This is a genomic window from Pontiella desulfatans (assembly GCF_900890425.1).
In the GTDB taxonomy this organism is placed as follows: domain Bacteria; phylum Verrucomicrobiota; class Kiritimatiellia; order Kiritimatiellales; family Pontiellaceae; genus Pontiella; species Pontiella desulfatans.
In genome coordinates this window covers 1,949,247-1,969,209 of sequence record NZ_CAAHFG010000001.1, presented here as the reverse complement: position 1 = coordinate 1,969,209, position 19,963 = coordinate 1,949,247, and the positions used below count along the sequence as shown (strand labels likewise).

The 19,963-nt window shown below is 58.2% G+C and carries 13 protein-coding genes; 8 read left to right on the top strand and 5 right to left on the bottom strand.

All coding sequences use genetic code 11. The annotated features are described in order from the left end of the window. Positions 1-113 precede the first annotated feature (113 nt). Both E9954_RS07230 and traF read left to right on the top strand, forming a co-directional pair. The gene (locus tag E9954_RS07230) at positions 114-962 is read left to right on the top strand and encodes a thrombospondin type 3 repeat-containing protein (RefSeq protein WP_136078538.1); all 849 of its coding nucleotides are present in this window, start codon (positions 114-116) and stop codon (positions 960-962) included. A gap of 376 nt (positions 963-1,338) precedes the next feature. Next, a complete protein-coding gene (traF, locus tag E9954_RS07225) occupies positions 1,339-2,841 on the top strand; it encodes a conjugal transfer protein TraF (protein ID WP_168442055.1) in 1,503 nt (500 codons plus the stop codon). Between the two features lie 81 nt (positions 2,842-2,922). Here the strand turns inward: traF and E9954_RS07220 are convergent, their stop codons facing one another. From E9954_RS07220 to nfo, 3 genes are all read right to left on the bottom strand, one after another. Continuing rightward, positions 2,923-3,516 carry a 3'-5' exonuclease gene (locus tag E9954_RS07220; protein ID WP_136078536.1) on the bottom strand — a complete coding sequence of 198 codons (594 nt, stop codon included), beginning with the start codon at positions 3,514-3,516 and terminating at the stop codon, positions 2,923-2,925. A gap of 79 nt (positions 3,517-3,595) precedes the next feature. After that, positions 3,596-4,348, bottom strand: a complete 753-nt coding sequence (locus tag E9954_RS07215) for an RNA methyltransferase (RefSeq protein ID WP_136078535.1) — start codon at positions 4,346-4,348, stop codon at positions 3,596-3,598. A 79-nt stretch (positions 4,349-4,427) separates the two neighbouring features. Next, positions 4,428-5,273 (bottom strand): deoxyribonuclease IV, encoded by an 846-nt coding sequence (gene nfo / locus E9954_RS07210; RefSeq protein ID WP_136078534.1) that lies wholly within the window; start codon positions 5,271-5,273, stop codon positions 4,428-4,430. A gap of 232 nt (positions 5,274-5,505) precedes the next feature. Between nfo and aceE the strand changes: the two genes are divergently transcribed. The 4 genes from aceE (at position 5,506) to E9954_RS07190 (ending at position 15,119) form a co-directional block, all read left to right on the top strand. Continuing rightward, entirely contained in the window at positions 5,506-8,157 is a 2,652-nt protein-coding gene (aceE, locus tag E9954_RS07205) for a pyruvate dehydrogenase (acetyl-transferring), homodimeric type (RefSeq protein ID WP_136078533.1), read from the top strand. Between the two features lie 4 nt (positions 8,158-8,161). Continuing rightward, complete coding sequence (locus E9954_RS07200) at positions 8,162-9,409, top strand: 2-oxo acid dehydrogenase subunit E2 (protein WP_136078532.1); 1,248 nt, start codon at positions 8,162-8,164, stop codon at positions 9,407-9,409. 38 nt (positions 9,410-9,447) lie between these two features. After that, positions 9,448-10,041, top strand: coding sequence for a 3'-5' exonuclease (locus E9954_RS07195; protein ID WP_168442054.1), 594 nt, complete (start codon positions 9,448-9,450; stop codon positions 10,039-10,041). A gap of 185 nt (positions 10,042-10,226) precedes the next feature. Continuing rightward, positions 10,227-15,119, top strand: a complete 4,893-nt coding sequence (locus E9954_RS07190) for a beta strand repeat-containing protein (protein WP_136078530.1) — start codon at positions 10,227-10,229, stop codon at positions 15,117-15,119. A gap of 57 nt (positions 15,120-15,176) precedes the next feature. On the opposite strand, the gene E9954_RS07185 is transcribed toward E9954_RS07190, so the two are convergent. Together E9954_RS07185 and E9954_RS07180 are read right to left on the bottom strand one after the other, a co-directional pair. Next, positions 15,177-16,202: a 3-deoxy-7-phosphoheptulonate synthase gene (locus E9954_RS07185; protein ID WP_136078529.1), complete on the bottom strand. Its 1,026-nt coding sequence runs from the start codon at positions 16,200-16,202 to the stop codon at positions 15,177-15,179. A gap of 26 nt (positions 16,203-16,228) precedes the next feature. Beyond that, positions 16,229-18,016 (bottom strand): TIGR01212 family radical SAM protein, encoded by a 1,788-nt coding sequence (locus E9954_RS07180; protein ID WP_136078528.1) that lies wholly within the window; start codon positions 18,014-18,016, stop codon positions 16,229-16,231. Positions 18,017-18,179: 163 nt separating this feature from the next. Between E9954_RS07180 and E9954_RS07175 the strand changes: the two genes are divergently transcribed. After that, a complete protein-coding gene (locus tag E9954_RS07175) occupies positions 18,180-18,791 on the top strand; it encodes a TetR/AcrR family transcriptional regulator (protein WP_168442053.1) in 612 nt (203 codons plus the stop codon). 18 nt (positions 18,792-18,809) lie between these two features. Then, entirely contained in the window at positions 18,810-19,961 is a 1,152-nt protein-coding gene (locus E9954_RS07170; RefSeq protein WP_136078526.1) for an efflux RND transporter periplasmic adaptor subunit, read from the top strand. The last annotated feature ends 2 nt before the right edge of the window (positions 19,962-19,963 follow it).

Genomic DNA, 19,963 nt, shown 5'->3' with positions numbered 1-19,963 from the left:
ATATCCGATCCGCGTTTTCCGGTAGATCGCGCGGCCCATGCCGCGACAACTCGCATCGGATATGCGAGCTACTTCCCACTTCGCTGATAGGGCATGAACCAATAAGAAGGCTGATGGTTTATGGGTTTTCGTTCTTCGCCATCGCGGTGCAGGCTGCGGTGCTGTCGGTGGGGAATGGGACGGTGTTTTCTGTAAATGAAACAGTTTCGGCTAATCAAGTGCTGGTGGATTCCGGTGCGGTGCTTTCCGGCGACGGGGCATTGACCGGAAACCTGTTGCTAAAGGGTTCGCTGAAGCCCGGTGGCGGTGCGGTTGGGATCTTCACGGTTCAAAGCAACTTGGTTTGCGACGGCGGGATATTCGAGCTGCATGCGGTGAGCAATACGGTTGCGGATACCGTCGATGTGTCGGGAATGGTGGGCGGTTCCGGGCTGGTGCTGCTGTCGGCGATTGCCGGGGTCTCGCCCCAGGGATTGGCCGTTGTTTTGGGCGGTGCGGGCAGCGACTATTCCGGTTTGTCGGTGTCGCCCGGTTGGCTAATCCGCCAGGAGGCGGACAACCTGCTGGTTCACGAGCTGGCCCACGATGATGACGACGACGGCCTGACCGACTATCTCGAAACCATTCACGGAACCGACCTGCATAGTGGCGATACGGATGGGGATAACTTCAGCGATGGATTCGAGGTGGCGCATGGATACAACCCAACTAACAGTCATAACGCCATGGTCGACTTTATTCGCAACAACGGCGGAACGTTCGGACTCTACGAATCGAACGTGGTGGTGGATGTGGCCGTTGGGCAGTTGGCGTTGGAAACGTCGGGCGGCATGGCCGACCTTTCGCTGCAGCTGATGAAGTCCGACGACCTCACCACCTGGACCAACGCCGCCCCGCCGGTCGAGTGGTCGATCCCGGTGGAAGCGAACCAACAGTTTTTCCGTGTTCGCGCAGAGCCGTAGGAACATGTGGGGCGGACATTCCTGTCTGCCCTGGGCCGGCTGGAAAGCCTACCCCGCATAAGGAGATGCAAGATGGTGTGCGAATGTTGGATGGATCATGGCGTTTGGCGGACTCGTTCGGCGGTCTTTGTGTGCGCCGAATGCGGGACGGATGTTTCCGCAATCTTCGTTGCCTTGGTGAAAGTCGATGGCCCCATGGCGGATTTGCTGATGGAAAAGGGGGTTCGGCAAACGCGTCGAACCGGAAGAACGTCTTCCTGTTTGGTGCACCATGGATGAAATTGATGAGGTTTTACCTCTTAATTTTGTTTGTGGAGTAAAGTGTCGCGAAGTATGCTGGGAACCATTGTAACTAAGGAGAATGGAAATGACAGGGATGGATAAGAAAATTAAGGTGGCCGTGGTGGCTGGATTGGCCATCGTGCCATGTGGTTTTGCTGACTATGGATTTGTTGGCGCTCGCGCGATGGGCATGGGTGGTGCCAATGCGGTTTCGACGCGCGATGCGTCGGCGCAATATTACAACCCGGCGGCGTTCGGTTTCATGCATTCGGAAACCAATAAGCTCGACCGCAATAAAATGGGCGAACAGGATTGGGGATGGTCCCTGGTCGATTTTGGCGTTGGCTATAACATGACCGGCGACATGGGAAAATACCTGAACCTGTTCACCGATATTGATTTCGATCTTTTCGGAGAGGACGGACTTGCGGCGGAATCGGAGGCCATCGACGCCTTGTTTGCCGTTGCCACCACCCTTGAAGGAATTGATGCCGGCGACACCGCCTATGTGGATATGAACGTTGGCACCAGTTTGCGCATTGGGCACTGGGGCTTTGGCATCCGTGTATTCGGCGAAGCGGTGGCCTATATTGTTCCCGATACGGCGAACATTGGGATTGGACAGGATCTAAATCAATTCGTCGGTAACATTAACGATGTCGCGTCACAGGATGGCTTCAACGCCGCGAGCCACAATTACCAGGTTCTTGATGCTGCTGCTCGGCAAACATTGATTGACCAGCTGGGCGATGAGGATGCGGTCAAATTCCTGGACTCTAAATTGGCCGAGTACAAGGGCACCGCCGGAATCGACGGCGACGACGTAAACAATACGGTCAAATTAATCAGCAATATCGATTTCGAAAGCGACTTGGCGGACAATACATCCGTCGCTGTTGGGCGCGCCTTTGGTGTGGTTGAAGTACCTCTCAGCTATGGCCGGTCGTTCATGGATGGGCGTCTTTCCGTGGGCGCGACAGCCAAGGGCATGTACGGAACGGTCACGGGGGCAAACATTTGGTTCTTCGAGGAGGACGCATTGGATGAGGCCATCGAAATCGCATCGGACAATACCGAAGCCACCCTGAACTTTGGCCTTGATCTCGGCATGCTCTACCGTCTGCCGATGGTACAGTTCGCCGTGGTGGGCAAAAACCTGAATAGCCCGAAGTTCAAAGGATTCGAGGAGACGTACACGGATCCCGGAACAGGTCGGGACCGGACGGTCAAAATCGATGACGTGACCATCGACCCCCAGCTCACGCTGGGGGCGGCCTTCATCCCCTCCAGCCGCTTCATGCTGGAAATGAACTACGATGTGCTCGAAACCGGCACGCTGCTTGATGGCTACGACATCCAGCGTCTTTCATTCGGCACCGAATTCGACATCTGGTTGCTGGCGTTGCGCCTGGGTGCCTACAAGAACATTGCTCTAGATGATTCGGATTGGGTTGCAACCGCTGGTCTCGGCCTCAATATTTTTGGAGTCAGAGCGGATATTGGTGGAGCCTATTCGCTGGCTGATCCGGTGACCTACGAAGATACTGACATTCCGCCGGAAGCGCGCGTGTTCGCGTCGATCAGTCTGGATTATTGACGAAAACAAGTGGGGCGGGCATCCGTGCCTGCCCTGTGTTTAGAGGAAGCGCCCAGCATTGCGAGGGCGCTTTTTCTGCGTTTACACCAGGCCGTTTTCCTGGAACGCGAGGAAGATCTTACGTCCGAGCCAGGCATCGGTGGCGGCGTAGGTTTGCTGCGATTCGGTCAGCTCGGGGCGCGCCCAGTTGGAAACCTGCTCCTTCTTCGAGATCCGGAAGCTGAACAAGATAGCGGTCATGCCGCGAAGGCCCAGGTTCTTGATGCCGGCCTCCTTGGCGGGGATGGCCAATTCAATGAAACCATCGGCTTCGAAAGGTTCCATGGCCTGAAGCTCGCTGATGTCGCGGTCAATGGCAACTCCGGCTTTGACGATGTCCGGCGAGGAGAGCACCTTGATCAAGTTGGGCGTCAGTCCGCACTGCTGGAGTTGGAACAGGAAAACCGCTTGTTCGGTGGCGAGCTGGAGCAGGGAAGGGTCATAGCTCTCCCCCTTGCGGAAGGCCGGACGTGTTTCCGTATCAAAACCCAGCAGGGTTTCGTCCAGCAGCTTGGCTGCCGCCGCATCGGCTTCGGCCTCGGTGTTGAATAGATGGATCGGCCCGTCGTAGGACTTCATCGGCAACTCGTTGATCTCGGCTTTTGAGATGTGTTTCTTTTCTGGGAATCCGTTCATATTTTCCTGACCACTAATTTGCACTAATCAACACTAATTCCAATGCATTGGAAAACTGATTAGTGAAAATAAGTGAAGACTAGTGGTTTTTCTTTTCCTGTTCGTTGCGCCATTGGTTGGTCACCCAGAGGGTCTGCTTGGCGAGACCCATCAGAATTTTACAGTCCGGGACGGTGAGCTTGCCGCGCGTGAAGATGCGGCGAAGGCCCATCATCATATGGTCGAGCTTTTGGTCGTGGGTGAATTCGGTCTCGATCATCATTTCCCGCCAGACGGCGAACATGCGCTCGCGAAAGGCGGAGTCGGCTTCTTGCGCGGTTTCTTCGGAGGGCTGGAAGATGCCGGCGGCGGAAAACATTTCATAGCAGCAGACATAGACGGCGTGCGACAGGTTGAGGGAGGTGTAGAGTTCGCTCGAGGGAATCTGGATGATGTGCGTACAAAGCGCCAGTTCCTCGTTGAACAGCCCCTTGTCTTCGCGACCAAACACCAACGCAATCTTCTGATCCTGTGCGCTCTCCAGCCCGATCGGGGCAAACTCTTTGGGTGAGTAGGCGGTGTCGCGGTAGAATCCGGTTCGCGCTGACGTTCCCGCCACAACGGTGCAACCGGCCACCGCATCGGCGAGGGTTGCATATTCCTTGCGGGCCTCCAGCTGCTCTTTGGCGTTGCAGGAAAGCTTGCGTGCGTCGTCCCAGTCGAACTCCGGGCGCGGGTTGACAATAGCCAGGTCCGTGATGCCATTGTTGTTCATCGCCCGGCATACGGAACCGACATTCCCGCCGAAGATCGGCTCAACGAGGACGACTCGGATGTTTTCTAGCAGATTCATGTTCTTATTTGGCCACGAAGAGCCCAAAAACCACAAAGAACCGCGCTACGGTCTTCGTGCTTCTTGTGCATTTTTGTGGCTACCCTTCCTCAAAGCTCCTGAGTAGTTTGATTTCTTCCGCCCAGATGGTTTCGTCGATGGTTTCGAGCACCATGGGGATGCCGTTAAAGTGGTCGCTGTTCATAATGTATTTGAAGACATCCAATCCAAGGAATCCCTGTTCGAGACTATGGTGGCGGTCGACACGGCTACCAAGTTCCTTTTTAGAACCGTTCAAGTGCATGCCTTTTAGATAGTCGAATCCGACCACGCGGTCAAATTCACTAAAGACCGCTTCACAAGCGGCTGTCGTGCTGAGGTCGTAGCCTGCGACAAAGCTATGGCAGGTGTCGATGCAGACGCCAACCCGCTGCTTGTCCTCAACCAGGCTGATGATCTCGGCGAGATGCTCGAACCGGAAGCCGAGGTTGGAACCTTGGCCAGCCGTGTTTTCAATCACGGCGGACACCCCCTGGGTTTGGTCCAAGGCCATGTTGATCGACTCGGCGATCGTCGCGAGGCATTCGCTCTCGGAAACTTGCTGCAGATGGCTGCCCGGATGGAAGTTGAGCCGGTCGAGCCCGAGCTGTTCGCAGCGTTGCATTTCGTCGAGGAAGGCGGCCCTCGATTTTTCGAGCTTGTCGGCTTCCGGATGGCCGAGGTTGATCAGGTAGGAGTCGTGGGGAAGAATCTGCCCCGCCTTGAAGCCATGCGCTTCGCAGTTGGCTTTAAAGGCGTCGATGCTCTCGGTCGTCAGGGGCTTGGCCACCCATTGCCGCTGGTTCTTGGTAAACAGGGCAAAGGCATTGGCCCCGATTTCGGCGGCATTAAGGGGGGCGTTTTCCACCCCTCCGCTGGCACTAACGTGTGCTCCGATGTATTTCATTTTTTTCTCCAGACTCGCAACAGCCGCCCTTTAAACCACATCCGGTGCCTGGAAAAAAGCACGTTTGGGGAAGAAACGGCTCCGGGCCTCCGCGAAGTTCCCCCTGAAATGCCAATCCCGGGAGATAAACATGGAAAATATGATGGGACAACGGGTTGTTTTTGTCATTTTTTAATTGTGTACTGGTTCACTCCTATTTAAATTGGCCGCACTCAAAACGAAGGAACCAAACATGGAAACAACCAATTCGAATACGGAAAGTGTGGATTTCGAAAAGCAGGACTGGCTCGACGCGCTGGATGAGCTTTTGGAGACCGAGGGGGCAGATCGCGTCAAGGATATCTTGCACGACCTGCAAGTCGAGGCGCACCGCAAGGGCGTTCGGTTGCCGTTTTCCGCCAACACCCCCTATATCAACACGATTCCGCTTGCCGAACAACCGGCCTATCCGGGCGACCGTGAAATGGAACGCCGCATCAAGTCGCTCATCCGCTGGAACGCCATGGCCATGGTGGTGCGCGCCAACCGCGAGGAAGACGGTATAGGCGGGCACATCTCGTCCTACCAATCCATCGCCACCCTCTACGAGGTGGGCTTCAACCACTTTTTCCGGGGGCGCACCGAGGATTTCCCGGGCGACCTCGTCTATTTCCAGGGCCACTCGTCGCCGGGCGTATACGCGCGCGCCTATCTGGAGGGCCGCCTGACCGACGACCATCTCAAGAACTTCCGCCACGAGCTGCACGACACCCCCGGCCTCTCCTCCTATCCGCATCCGTGGCTCATGCCCGACTTCTGGCAATTCCCGACGGTTTCCATGGGGCTCGGCCCGATTACGGCGATCTACCACGCGCGCTACATCAAATATCTCGAAGACCGCGGCCTGCGCAAACCGACCGACCAGCGAGTCTGGGCGTTCCTGGGCGATGGCGAGACCGACGAACCCGAATCCCTCGGCGCGCTCAAGCTCGCCGCCCGCGAAAAACTCGATAACCTCACCTTTGTCGTCAACTGCAACCTGCAGCGCCTCGATGGCCCGGTCAGCGGCAACGGCAAGATCATCCAGGAACTCGAAGCCGCCTTCCGCGGGGCCGGATGGAACGTGATCAAGGTCGTTTGGGGCGATAGCTGGGATCCGCTGCTCGAAAAAGACCACGACGGCCTGCTGGCCAAGCGCATGGGCGAGGTGGTTGATGGGCAATACCAGAAATACACTGTGGAAGACGCCGACTACGTCCGCGAGCACTTCTTCGGCACCGACCCGAAACTGCTTAAACTGGTGGAACACCTTTCCGATTCCGAAATCAAGCGCCTGCGCCGTGGCGGGCACGATCCGGCCAAGGTTTACACCGCCTACAAGACCGCGCTAGAAACCAAAGGACAGCCGACCGTCATCCTGGCCAAGACGGTCAAGGGCTATGGCCTGGGCACGGCGGGCGAAGGGCAGAACATTACCCACTCGCAGAAAAAGATGGGCGAGGTTTCCCTGCGCGAATTCCGCACCCGCTTCGGCATTCCGATTTCCGACGAGGAGATCGATAGCGTCCCGTTCTACCGCCCGGCGGACAATAGTCCGGAAATGCAATACCTCCGCCAGCGCCGCGCCTCGCTCGGCGGGCATGTCCCGACGCGCCGCACCGAATACACCCCGGTCGAAATGCCGGCCGATAAAATCTTCCAGGAATTCGATGCCGGTTCCGAACGCCCGGTTTCCACCACCATGGTTTTTGTGCGGGTGCTTTCGAAGCTGCTGTCCGACCCCGGCATCGGCAAGTTGATTGTCCCGATCGTACCGGACGAAGCCCGCACCTTCGGCATGGATGCGCTCTTCCGCCAGGTTGGCATCTATGCCCACTCCGGCCAGCTCTACGAACCGGTCGATGCCGACAACCTGCTCTACTACAAGGAAGCCAAGGACGGCCAGATCCTCGAAGAGGGCATCACCGAGGCCGGTGCCTTTTCCTCGTTCGTGGCGGCCGGAACCGCCTACGCCAACCACGGCATCAACACGATTCCGTTCTACACCTACTATTCGATGTTCGGCTTCCAGCGCATCGGCGATTCCGCATGGCTTGCCGGCGACTCCCGCTGCAAGGGCTTCCTGATGGGCGCCACCGCCGGCCGCACCACGCTCGCCGGCGAGGGCCTGCAGCACCAGGACGGCCACGGCCTTGTGCTCGCGCTCACCATCCCGAACCTCGTCGCCTACGATCCGGCCTATGCCTACGAGCTGGCGATCATCATCAAGGACGGTATCCGCCGCATGTATGTCGACGACGAGCAAATCTTCTACTACATCACCTTGATGAACGACAACTATGAGCAACCGCCGATGCCGGAAGGCGTGGCGGAGGGCATCCTCAAGGGCATGTACAAGTTCCAGTCGTCCGACAAGGCGCAGGCGCAGATCCTCGGTTCCGGCGCCATCCTGCCGGAGGCCGTCAAGGCCGCGGCCCTGCTGAAGGAAACGTATGGCATCGAAACCAACGTCTGGTCGGTCACGAGCTACAAGAACCTGATCAACGACGTGCTCGACACCGAGCGCGAGCAGGTGCGCAACGGCAACGAGGCCAAGGCCTACATCACCGAATGCCTCGAAGGCGAAACCGGCCCCGTCATCGCCGCGTCCGACTACATGAAGCTTTTGCCAACGTCGCTGTCCGCGGCCGTTCCGGGTGGCATCACCGCCCTGGGCACCGATGGCTTCGGCCGTTCCGACGGACGCCGCGCCCTGCGCAAGCATTTCGAAGTGGATGCCCATGCAATCGCCTTCACCGTGCTGTCCACGTTGGCCGCAAAGGGTGAGTTCGACAAAAAGAAATTGGAGAAGGCCCGCAAGGAACTGGGCATCGATTCCGCCAAACCCAATCCGGTAGGAGAATAAAACCATGGCACTTGAATTTAAACTTCCCGAACTCGGGGAAAACATTGAGTCCGGCGATGTCGTCAACGTCCTGGTGGCGGTTGGCGACATGGTAACCGAAGGGCAGTCGCTGCTCGAAATCGAGGCCGGCAAGGCCAGCATGGAAATCCCATCGCCTGCCACCGGCGCCATCGTTGCCGTGCACGTCGCCAATGGCGACAGCGTCGGCGTCGGCCAGCTCGCCTTCACCATCGATTCCGAGGGCGCCGCCGCCAACCCGGAACCCGTGGCTCAAGCTGCGGTTCCGGATACCGCGTCGGAGGCTGCCGAGGAGGCGCCTCCGGTTGCCGCCCCAGCACCTGCCCCGGTGCCCGCACCCACGCCGGCTCCTGCACCGGTTGCTGCGGCCCCTGTGGCATCTTCGGCTTCCAAGCCGGTCTCGGCCGCACCCAACGTCCGCCGTCTGGCGCGCGAGCTCGGGGTGGATATCCACGAGGTGTCGCCCTCCGGCAGCACCATGCGCATCAGTTTGGAGGATGTGAAGAACTTTGCCAAGTCCACGCTGGAAAGCGGGGGAGGCCGCCCGCGCTTCCACGGCGCAACGCGTGTTGAAAAGATGTCGGCCATCCGCAAGGCCACCATGAACCACATGGCGCATTGCTGGGCAACCATCCCGCATGTCACCCAGCAGGACTGGGCCGACATTACCCACCTCAACGACCTGCGCGCAAAGTTTGGCAAGAAGGCCGAGGCCGAAGGGGCCAAGCTGACGGTTACCGCGATCCTCGTGAAGGTCGTTGCCTCCGCGCTGAAGGTCTTCCCGAACTTTAACTGCAGCATCGATCCCGACGCTTCGGAAATCATCTATAAGGATTTCTACAACATCGGCATCGCCGTCGACACCGAGAAAGGTCTCATGGTTCCGGTCATCCGCGACGCCGACCAGAAAAACATGATCGAGCTGGCCAAGGATCTCGGCGGCATCGCCGCCAAGGCGCGCGAAGGCAAGATCGGGCTGGATGATCTCCAGGGGGGAACCTTCACCATCAGCAATCTCGGCGGCATTGGTGGAACGTTCTTCACGCCCATCATCAATTCGCCGGAGGTGGCGATCCTCGGTGTTGGGCGTGCCGTTGAACAGGATGGCAAACTCATGATGCCGCTGTCGCTTTCCTACGACCACCGCATCATCGATGGCGCCGACGGCGCGCGCTTCATCCGCTGGATCGTCGATGCCCTCGAAGAGCCGCTCCTCCTCGCTCTTGAAGGGTAAGGATTGCAATAGACATCCTGATGTGGATGATAATGGCCATGGATTCAACCATGGCCATTTTTAATGCCGAGATTACGGTGCTGGATTATGAAACGACCGGTTCGGTTCGGGGCTTCCCGACCGAGCCGTGGCAGATTGGCATGGTGACGCTGAAAGGCGGCAAGGTTGATCCGGACTCCATGTTCGAAAGCCTGCTGCGGGTGGAGGCCAACCGTCCGTTTAATCCGCACGCGCCGGGGCGCCATGCCGTGCTACGCGATGAAATTGCTGCGGCCCCGTCTCCGAAGGGGCTTTGGCCGCAAATAAAATCAAGGTTGACGGACCATCCTCTCTGCGCCCACAACGTGGCGACGGAAAAAAAGTTTCTTCGTGCCATGGCTCCGATGCACCAGTTCGGCATCTGGATCGATACGCTCCGAATTGCCCGCAGGGTGTGGCCGGGCTGCGCTTCCTATGCGCTTGAGGATTTGATGGTGATGCTCGATCTCAAACCTCGCGTGGATGAACTCTGCCCCGGGAAGTCGGCCCACGACGCGCTCTACGATGCCGTCGCCTCCGCCATGCTGCTGGAACACCTGCTCGCCCAACCGGGGTGGGGGGATGTGACCGTTGGCGAGTTGGTTTCGCTGTAGCAAAATGCGACTAAGGTTATAATCTACACAACATAATTGATATAAGAACATGATGCATTGACAAAGTTACGGGGTGTTATCAGACTGCCTCCCTGATCGAGGGGAAATGCTTCCCGGTTCCGATCTTTCCGGGCGTGCGCCCGCGTCGCCGGAAAGCGGTTTCCCTTCCAACGGGAGGGAAGAACATGAAAGCACAAGCCTGTGCAACTGTATTCAATAGGGCATTATGCCTTACAATTGCGCTGTTGTTCGGCGCAGTTGCCGCGCAAGGGGCAACCTGTACATGGGATGGAAGTTACAGTATCTATTGGAGCGCCCCTCAAAACTGGGTAGGTAATGTGGCGCCTCAAGCCGGAGATACTCTTGTATTTCCGGAAACAGCAGCCAATAAGGTCAACAATAACAACATCGGCAACCGGACGTTTTTCCTGATCCAGTTTACCGGTGGTGGTTATACACTTCAGGGTTCCGAGCTCAGTGTCGATTTCGGGGTGCAGGTCACCTCGTCCGGCGATTCGAATACCATTGATCTGGATATCAACCTGATAGACTCGGCGCTGTTTGCCGCTGCGAACCTGTCCAGCCTGACCTTCAACGGGGATATCGATCTCGACAGCCACATGCTCTCGTTTGCCAACAGCGGGTCGATCACCTTGAACGGAGTGATTAGCGGCACCGGCCAGCTCTTGAAGGATGGTTATGGCACGCTCCGGCTGGCGGGGAGCGCATCCAATACCTACAGCGGCCAAACCCGGGTGCTGAGCGGTACGCTGGAGCTGGCGAAGACTGCCATTGATGGAGCCATTAATGCGGGCTCGTTGAGCATCGGCAACGGCTCGGGGGGCGACGATGCCGCGATCGTGCGGGAAGCGGCCGGGTACCAGATCGGGATTGTACCCATTACTATCAATGAGGATGGCTGGTTAGATCTAGGCAACTATACGGATACCGTCGGGCCCATCACCTTCAACGGGGGGCGGGCCAGCAGCAGTGCGACCGGTTCAATCAGGCTCGGTGGCGATGTCACCGTCAACGCGTCTTCAGAGGAAGCGGAGTTCGACGGCAATCTTTATATTGGAGCGGGCACGCGGACCTTCAGCGTAGATAATGGAGCGGCCGGATATGATTTGAAAGGCGCTGCCGTTTTCAGCGGGGGCAATATCGTGAAAACAGGAGCGGGCACGCTGGGGCTTCTAGCGGTCAATACCTACACGGGAACAACCGAAGTGAATCAGGGCCGGTTGTATATCACGAATGGCGATGCGCTGGGGGACACGGCCTCCGGTACAACGGTCACCGGAACCGGCTACATTCAGTTGAGCAGCACCGATATCGGACTGGAACCGCTGGCGCTCGATCGACCGAACAGCAGCGGCAGCGCGCTGTCCGCCAGCGGAGCGTCCAGCTGGGCCGGGCCCGTTACACTCAACGTGGATGCGGGCATCAGCACCGGCGGTACGCTGGAGTTCAGCGGCGTCATCAGCGGCACCGGCGGCATTTCGATGAACGGCTACGGCACATACATCTTTTCGGGGTCGACGGCCAACAGCTACGGCGGCGACACCATGGTGAACGACGGCACGTTGCTGCTGAACAAGACCAGCGGGAATTCTATTCGCAACGGGTCGCTCACAATCGGCGACAATGCCGGTTCGGCGGACACCGTGATGGTCCGTCTTCAGGATGACTTTCAGCTATGGGATACGGTTCCCATCATCATCAATGCCGATGGCTACCTGGACGTCGATGCCTATAGCGACACCGTGGGCGCAATCACCTTCAACGGCGGGCACGCCGGCAGCTCGAGCGGGACGCTTTATCTCGGCGGGACTGTCACGGTCAATTATTCAACCTCCCAGGCGCTCTTCGATGGTAAGCTCAGTGTAAACGCCAGCACGCGAACGTTCGACGTGGCCGACGGCACGCAGGGCTACGACCTGAGCATTACCGCGGTGGTCAGCGGCGGCGGCATGCTGAAAACGGGTGCGGGCAATATGGCGCTCTTCGGCGCGAACACCTACACCGGGGCAACGACGGTGAACGAGGGTGGCATCTACGTGCGCAACAACAGCGCGCTCGGTACGACCGCCGGCGGCACCACCGCCACAGGAACAGGCTTTATTTATCTGGTGGGCAACAGTGTGCTCGGTGAACCGTTGACGCTGGATAGACCCGTGGCCAGCGGAACGGTGCTCTATGCCAGCAGCACCTCTCTTTGGACGGGCGACGTGGTGTTGGATGAAGATGCTCGGATTTCGAGCAGCGGTTCGCTGGAACTCGGCGGCACCATCACCGGTTCGGGCGGCATCACGTTCATCGGGGCCGGCGACCTGATTCTCTCCGGTTCGGCGAATAACGCCTTCACCGGTCCGACCGTCGTGAACGATGGTCAGCTGTTGATGGACAAAAACTCACCCTACTGGGCCGTCGGTTACGGCTCGTTGACGGTGGGCGACGGTTCGGGAGCGGCAGACAGCGCGATTGCCCGGGAGTTGGGACAGTTCCAGCTGGGTTCGGTTCCCATCACCGTAAATGCCGACGGGTTGCTCGATTTGAATAACTTCAACGACACGGTCGGCAACAGCCTGACGCTGAACGGGGGCGGCGAAGTGCAAACGGGCACCGGCACCCTTACGCTCGGAGCCAACAGCCAGATTCTGGTCGATCCGGTGGGATCATCCCGGATTTACGGTAACCTGAATGTGGGCACCGGCGAATGCACCATCGATAGCGCCGGGTTGCTTTATATGTATGCCGCGATGAGCGGAACAGCCAACATTACCAAAACGAGCAGTGGATACCTGTATCTGATGTCGGCTAATTCCTTCACCGGGACCATGACCGTGGATCAAGGAGTGCTCTCTATACGACAACCGACGTCATTGGGCAGTGAAGCTGAAGGCACGTTTGTTAACAATGCCGCAAGACTGACGGTGGGCACGCAAGTCGGGAACGAAGCGCTGACGATGGACAGTTCAAGTTATCGCGCCATCTTCAGCTCGTTTCCATCCGGATCAAACTCCTGGGCCGGGCCGATAACGCTGCTGCGGGAAACCCAGATTGAAGTGTACGATGTCTATACCTTGGACATCAGCGGCCCCATCGATGGGGCGGGATCGCTCGTCAAGACTGGCGAAGGGGAACTGACGCTATCCGGCACGGGCAACAATACGTTTGCCGGGGATGTCACCGTCGAGGAGGGCACACTGCTAATGGGCAAAACCGGCCAGTCCATTCCTCACTCCCTAATCATTGGCGGCAACGGTTCGGGCGATCCGGCGGCAGTGGCCCGGCACCTGGGCTCCAGCGAGATCTTCGACCATGTTACCGTCAACGCATCGGGGTCTTATGAGCTGAACGGATATAACGAAGCCATACGTGATCTGAACCTGAACGGCGGTGCGGATGTCGATACGGGTAGCGCAACGCTGACGATCGTGGACGATGTGAATGTGGATTCGCAGGGCATCGTTGATGCTTTTTCAACGATTTCGGGAAACCTTGCGTTGTCCGGAAGCACGGTTCTTTCGGTTCCGCCAAGTACCGCATCGGCCGGCAATCCATCAGAGCTCGTGATCGATGCGGTTATTTCCGGTGGAGGAAGCATCTCGAAAACTGGTGGCGGCGAGCTGCAGCTCACGGCGGCGAACACCTTCACCGGACCGTTCTTGATTGAAGCCGGTGGACTGCGGTTGGAGAACGATCTCGGACTGGGAACCGCGGCGGGTGGTACCACGGTAAACGGTAGCGCCTACCTGCAGATCCACGGCGGCGGGCATACGATTACCGGCGAGCACTTGACGCTGAATTCATCGAACAGCGGATACGGCGGGCTCTATTCAACCAGCGGCGCAAATGCTTGGACGGGCGATATCACGTTGCAATCCGATTCAATCATCACGCTCGGGCATGTTGCGGCCACGCTGGATCTTTCCGGTTCAATCGGCGGCGCGGGCAACCTGACCAAGGCAAACCAGGGCACGCTGATCCTCTCCGGTGCCATCGCCAACACCTACACCGGAAACACCTATGTCGATGCAGGCACGTTGGCGCTGAACAAGAGCGTCGCCAACGGCACGATTATCGGACGGTTGTATATTGGTGACGGCAACGGCGGTGCGGATGCGGATGTCGTGCGTCTGCTGAGTGGCGCGCAGATCGATACGGAACGGGTAACCGTTGACTCGTCCGGTTTGTTCGACCTGAACAACGCGACCGAATATATCGGGTCGCTGGCCGGTAGCGGGCATGTGGATCTTGGAAGCGGCACGTTAAGCACTGGGGCGGACGGAACGTCAACCAGCTTCGAGGGGCTGATCGAGGGTTCCGGAATGCTCCGGAAATATGGATACGGTACGTTTACGCTTGCCGGAAACAACACCTATTCCGGGGACACCGAAATTTATTCCGGAACCCTGCGGGTGAACGGGTCGCAGTCTTCGAGCCTTGTGAAGGTCTTGGGTGGCGGCCGGCTCAGCGGCATCGGCACGGTGGGCGCGGTCGAAAGCGACGGCACCGTGGCACCGGGAGCGAGCGCCGGGCAATTGGGTGCCGGAAGCACGGTGCTGGGTAGCGGTTCAACGTTCGAGCTGGAGCTCGACGACTTCACTCTCCCGGGCTACGACCAGCTCGACGTCAACGGCGCGATCAAGCTGGCCGATGCCGACCTGGATATCAGCTGGGGCTTCGTGCCCGCCCTGGGCGATTCGTTCCTCGTGATCGACAACGACGGCTCGGACCCGATCGCCGGCACCTTCGACGGTCTGCCGGAAGGCGCTTCGCTGGTGGCCGGCAACGTTACGCTGCGAATCACCTATGTAGGTGGAACGGGCAACGATGTGGTGCTCGCCGCAACCGATGTCCAGCCGCTTGAAGACCTGCAAATTACTTCCATCAGCGCAAATCCAACCAACGTGCTGCTGGAATGGGAAGGCGGCGTTCCGTTCTTTGTGGTTGAAAAGAAGGAGTCGCTCACCAATGCAACGTGGACGGCGGTCACCACGGCAACGCGCGACTTCACCGGCAGCGTCACGCCCGACACCACCAACGGCTTCTACCGTGTGACCGGTGGGAATTAGTAGAACGGTGCTCTGCGCCGTTTCCCGTACGTTCGGCACACGGCGCGGAGCACCATGCTACATTCGCAGCATCTTCTCGGTGGTTGCCCAGTCGATGCAGGGATCGGTAATGGATTGGCCATAGGTGAGGTTGCCGGAAATCTTCTGGTTGCCTTCTTCGATGAAGCTTTCGACCATGGCTCCGGTGATCGGGCAGTTGCCTTTGGCGCGTTGTTCAAGAATGCTTTCCCAGACCTTGACCTGGTTGCGGGCCACCTTGCTGGCGTTGGCGTGCGAGCAGTCAACCATCAGCGTTTTTTCGAGGCCGGCAGCTTCGAGCTTGCAGGCGGCATAGGTGACTTCCGGAAATTGATAATTGGGTTGCTTGCCGCCACGCAATACCAGATGCGTGTTCGGATTGCCGGTGGTCTTTACAATCGCCGTATGCCCGTCCTGGTCGATGCCGAGGAAGCTATGCGCATTGCTGGCCGATTCAATGGCGTTGATGGCAATCTCGATGTTGCCGTCGGTGGCGTTCTTGAAGCCGACCGGCATGGAGAGGCCGCTCGACATTTCGCGGTGCGTCTGCGATTCGGTCGTGCGTGCGCCAATGGCCGACCAGCTGACGAGGTCGGCGGTATATTGCGGGACAATCGGGTCGAGGAATTCGGTGGCGATCGGCAGGCCGAGCATGGCGATGTCGAGCAGCAGCTTGCGGGCGGCGTGCAGGCCGAATTCCATGTCGCACGAATCGTCGAGGTGGGGATCGTTGATGAAACCCTTCCAGCCAATGGTGGTTCGCGGCTTCTCGAAGTAGACGCGCATAACGATGAAGTAGCGGTCTTTCACCTGGTCGGCAACCTTGGCCAGGCGTTGGGCATAGTCGAGCGCCGCCGACGGATCGTGGATGGAGCAGGGGCCAATCACAACCAGCATCCGGTCGTCCCGCAGGTGAATGATGTCGCGGACGGTTTCGCGGTCGGCCAGCACCTTGTTGGTGAGCTCGATCCCTAGCGGAAGCTCTTCCTTGAGTTTGGCCGGGGTGACCAGTTTTTTGAGTTCTTTTACGCGCAGGTCTTCTGTCAAATGGATGTCGTTCGTCATAATCCGGCGGAATTAAGCACAGTTGCCTATCGATTGGAAGAATCTTCTTGTTTGCATTCGATGATGCGTTCCTGTCGGTCGCGCAGGATTTCCTTGTTGGTTCGAACTCCGTACGGATCGCGGTAGGGCAGGCCCCGGGTGGTTTCGCGGATCATCCGTAGTTCATGGTCGGGCAGGGGGAGGTCAATGTCTTCCGCCCGCATGGCGGCGAGGGTTCCACCGCGCTGGCGCCCGACCGGATCGGTTTCGCCCACGAAAAACCCGGCCTCCATCAAGCCGGAGCGGACGGGGATGGCGGCGCAATAGGTTAGCAGCACGGCGTCGGGTTTCATGACGGCCTTGAGTTTCTTGAAAAAATCGACCGTCCAAAGTTCGCTGTTGCGCTGGGTGGAGAAGGCGTCGAGAAACACTAGATCGAAATACTGCGTGGGGAGTTTGGTAATCGTATGGCGTGCATCGCCCCAGAGGATGCTTATGGATGCTTGGGACGGGATGCTGGATGCTTGGCCCTTGTACAGTTCCGCCAATGTTTGTTTCCAGTCGAAGGAATCAGAGTCCGAAGTTTGGATGTTTTTCGCCGCCGCGCCCACCACCCGCCGATCCATTTCCAAGGCGGTGATCGAGAGTGTGGACGAAGCATCTTGCTTCGTTGCGTCGAGCGCGCAAAGACTGTTGTAGCCTAGACCAAAGCAGACATCCAAAAGATGGAGATCTCCTTTCTCCAGGCGCTCTTTCAGCTTACCGGGAACAATGTATTTTTCCTCGGCCTCCAGCCGGGCGCCGGCGGGCGAGTGGTAGTGCTCCTTATAGTCCTCATTCCAAAATGTGACCGACCCATCATCGGTTTCAACGGTTTTCAGCCCGCTCCCGCTCTCCGGTTCTTCCTTTTTCCCTCTCCCAAAGAGATCCCCCTGGCGCCACTCCCGGCAAGTCATTTGCTGGATGACATAATCCTTGAACTGCCCCTTGGCCATGTGCCATTTCGGGGCAATCAGTTCCTCGTCCAGGGTGTCGGTGGTGAGCCGCATGATCGGGATACCGGGCGGCATGCGACGAATGAAATCCATCAGGTGCTCGGCAAAATCGTGCTCCATCAAAACGGGCAGGGGAGCGAGTGCGTGCTCCAGTGCAAGGGTGGTTCCTTTTTCAATATGCAGGTTGTGGATTTTGACGGCATCGATGGGCAGGGCGGCCAGCGTGTCGGCGGTCTGCCGGAAATCTTCGGCCGTTTCGCCGGGCAGGCCGAGGATGACGTGGACGGCGACGTTGATGCCGAGTTCATGCAGCTTTTGGATGGCCGTCTCGCTACTGGCCCAGTCGTGGCCGCGGTTGATGCGCTCCAGCGTGCGGTCGTGCACGGTTTGCACGCCGAGCTCCACCCACACCTCGATGTGTTTGTTGAGTTCGGCAAGGAAATCGTAGGCCTGTGGCGTCAGGCAGTCGGGGCGGGTGCCGATGCTGACGGCGGTAAAGTCGAAGGCGTCGAGCAGGTCGAGATACATCGGTTGCTGCTGCTTGCCGAAGGTGGCGGAAAAGGCCTGGATGTACGCCATGTATTTCTTGGCGCCATAGCGGTCGCGCGCGAAGCGGATCGCCTCGGCCATCTGTTCTTCGACCGAGTCCTTGCCCATCGTCTGGACGGCGGCGGAGCCGCGCACGTTGCAAAAGGTGCAACCGCCCGATCCATCGGATTCCCGGTTCGGGCAACCCAGGTTAAAGTCGATCGGTACACGGAAGAGCGCATCGCCGTAGCGTTGCTTCATGTAGTCCTTGTATTGAAGATAGGGCGGCTGCATCGAAAAAGGGTGCCGCAAGCTCGGTTTCCTAGCAATACGCAATGGAAACTATTCAATTTAGTCGAACGATCAAAAAAACGATTTAATCGGTTGACTAAATTGGGCAGATGATTAAATTTGGTCGTCTGATTAAAAATGTGAGGTGGAAATGAGTCACTATTCGGCAGCCGAAACAACGAGAATGAACATTATTGATGCTGCAGGAACCTTGGCGGCGGCGGAGGGGTTCGCGAGCGTTTCCACCCGCAAGGTGGCGGAAGCATCCGGTGAAAACATTGGAAGCATCCATTATCATTTCGGCGGCAAGGATGGTCTCTTCGCGGCGGTGGTGCGCGAGGCGATGAGCTGGTGCCTGCACCGGGCCTATTACGATGCGATCGACGCGATCGACGAAAACTCAACGCGCGAAGAGCTGGCCAAGGTGGTTCGGATCATTGTTTCAAGCGAGATCAACGACCTGTTCAGGTCGGATCGGCCCGCCTGGCATTCGCAGGTGATTTACCAACTGCTCCAGCGCGATGACGAACTCTATGAACTGTTCCGGGCAGAGGTGCTTGAACCCAGCACGGCGGCCCTGGAGCGCTTCTTGAAAGCCGTCGATCCCACAATGGATGAAACCGAGGTGTTTCAGCGCACCATCACCATGAAAATGCCGATCTTCGCCCACGCCAACTACATGAAGGTGTTTTTAAAGGCGCTCGGTGTCGAAGGCTATTCGGAGGACTATTTGAGTAGATTGGAAGATTTGTTGGTTAGGCAGGCCCAGTTGTCGCTGGGGCTTCCGGTGGATTAAGGAACTTGAGGGATTGGAATGAAGTTGAATAAACAAATGATTACCGGGGTCGGGGGCGGCTTGTTGGCGCTTGCGGTCATTGTATTGGTGAGCGCCGCCGGCGCGAAAAAGAAAGAAGCGGCCAAGCATGAAAACGAAGGTCGGATGGCGTTCAACAACACGCCCCGTCCGGTTCGGTATGAAACGGTAGCGGCCTCGCCGTTGCATGGGCGCCGCGCCTATCCGGGCATCGTCAAGGCCTCGGAAGAAACCGCGCTTTCGTTCCGCGTTGGCGGGCCATTGACCGAAGTGAACGTGAAACTCGGCAAAACGGTAAAAAAGGGGGAGCTGCTGATGCAGATCGATCCGCGCGATTTCGAAGACCGTATTGCATCGCTCGAAGCGCAACTTTCCGGGGCGGAGGCCGTCCAGGCCAATGCGGATCAAGATTACAAACGCATCGCCGGGCTCTTCGAAGAGAAGGTCGTTCCGCAATCCGACTACGACAAGGGGAAAAGCGGACTCGATTCCGCGGACGCCGCCGTTGAGAACATCAAGGTTCAGCTGCAGATTGCCCGTCATGCGCTCAAGGATACGTCGTTGTTCGCGCCCTACGACGGCACGGTGACGGAACAGCTCGTTGAAAACCACGAAATGATCAATCCCGGAGAAACCGTGCTGCGCTACCACAACATTCAGCAACTCGAAATCGTCGTGAACATTCCGGAAAACGAAATCATCGCAACGCCGATCAAAAGCAAAAGCAAGGTCAGCGTCTCATTCCCCTCGATTCGCTCAAGAAGCTTCGAGGCGCGTTTGACGGAGTGGAGCACGCAGGCCGATGCGCTGACGCGCACCTATGTCGCCATCTTTGAAATGGAAGCCCCCGAGGGCGTCACGGTATTGCCGGGCATGACGGCCACGGTCGAACCCGCGCAGGCCGACGACGTGGCGAGCGTCCTCACGGTTCCGGTATCGGCCTTGGTTTCCGACACCCGGAAAGGTAACGCGGTTTGGATCTACGACGCCGAACAAGGCAAGGCGCAGTTGCGCCCGGTCGTGATCGGAGCGCTTAACGGGGAATCCCGCGTCGTGGTGGTCGAGGGATTGGTGGAGGGAGACCAGGTTGTGGTCACCGGAAGCCGCTTGATCCACGAACAGCTATCGCTTGAAACCGCGGCAAACCGTTAGCC

Excerpts from the sequence above, each read along its gene's own strand:
- E9954_RS07230 (WP_136078538.1), top strand. The coding sequence starts at position 114 with ATGGTTTATGGGTTTTCGTTCTTCGCCATCGCGGTGCAGGCTGCGGTG.
- traF (WP_168442055.1), top strand. The coding sequence starts at position 1,339 with ATGGATAAGAAAATTAAGGTGGCCGTGGTGGCTGGATTGGCCATCGTG.
- E9954_RS07220 (WP_136078536.1), bottom strand. The coding sequence starts at position 3,516 with ATGAACGGATTCCCAGAAAAGAAACACATCTCAAAAGCCGAGATCAAC.
- E9954_RS07215 (WP_136078535.1), bottom strand. The coding sequence starts at position 4,348 with ATGAATCTGCTAGAAAACATCCGAGTCGTCCTCGTTGAGCCGATCTTC.
- nfo (WP_136078534.1), bottom strand. The coding sequence starts at position 5,273 with ATGAAATACATCGGAGCACACGTTAGTGCCAGCGGAGGGGTGGAAAAC.
- aceE (WP_136078533.1), top strand. The coding sequence starts at position 5,506 with ATGGAAACAACCAATTCGAATACGGAAAGTGTGGATTTCGAAAAGCAG.
- E9954_RS07200 (WP_136078532.1), top strand. The coding sequence starts at position 8,162 with ATGGCACTTGAATTTAAACTTCCCGAACTCGGGGAAAACATTGAGTCC.
- E9954_RS07195 (WP_168442054.1), top strand. The coding sequence starts at position 9,448 with ATGGATTCAACCATGGCCATTTTTAATGCCGAGATTACGGTGCTGGAT.
- E9954_RS07190 (WP_136078530.1), top strand. The coding sequence starts at position 10,227 with ATGAAAGCACAAGCCTGTGCAACTGTATTCAATAGGGCATTATGCCTT.
- E9954_RS07185 (WP_136078529.1), bottom strand. The coding sequence starts at position 16,202 with ATGACGAACGACATCCATTTGACAGAAGACCTGCGCGTAAAAGAACTC.
- E9954_RS07175 (WP_168442053.1), top strand. The coding sequence starts at position 18,180 with ATGAACATTATTGATGCTGCAGGAACCTTGGCGGCGGCGGAGGGGTTC.
- E9954_RS07170 (WP_136078526.1), top strand. The coding sequence starts at position 18,810 with ATGAAGTTGAATAAACAAATGATTACCGGGGTCGGGGGCGGCTTGTTG.